Annotated in this window: 1 protein-coding gene; it reads right to left on the reverse strand. The window is 71.5% G+C overall.

Going from position 1 to position 576, the window contains the following annotated elements; genetic code table 11:
* Window positions 1–100 precede the first annotated feature (100 nt).
* On the reverse strand, window positions 101–576 hold a 476-nt coding region (locus tag CCN56_RS40835; RefSeq protein WP_305764731.1), incomplete at its 5' end, for a nucleotide disphospho-sugar-binding domain-containing protein.

A 576-nucleotide genomic window follows, 5' to 3' on the forward strand; every position in this document is an offset into this window, starting at 1 on the left:
CCCCTGGACCCGCCGAAGGCGGACCGCATCACGATCGTGAAGTAACCGCCTGGCGCCTGCCGATGGCCCGGCCGCCACAAGCGGCCGGGCCATCGTCATGTCACCGCAGCGCGTCCTCGATCAGATCGGCGGCCCGCCCGGTGCCGCCCTCGGCCCGCACCTCGTCCCGCAGCCGCGCCGAGACGCGCGCGACCTCCGGATCCGTGGTGAGCTCGGTCAGAGCGGCACGCAGCACCTCGGCCGTGGCATCCGCCGTGTCGATACGGCGGGCCACGCCCAGTTCGACCAGCCGGTCGGCGTTCATCGGCTGCTCGGCACTCTGCGGTACGGCGATCATCGGCAGCCCGCAGTACAGCCCTTCGGCGCTGCTGCCCATCCCGGCATGGGTGACGAAGGCGTCGGCCTGCTCCAGGATCGCCAACTGCGGCACCCAGCGGTGCACCTCGATGTTGCCCGGGATCTCCCCCAGCTCGGCCGGGTCCACGTACTTCCCGATCTGCAACACCACATGCCATCCGGGCAGTTCCCCGAAGGCCGCGACGCACTCCCGGTAGAAGCCCGGCTGCCGGGTGAAGG

The sequence above is a fragment of the Streptomyces sp. NRRL B-24572 genome (assembly GCF_002156145.1).
Taxonomy (GTDB): Bacteria; Actinomycetota; Actinomycetes; order Streptomycetales; family Streptomycetaceae; genus Streptomyces; species Streptomyces vietnamensis.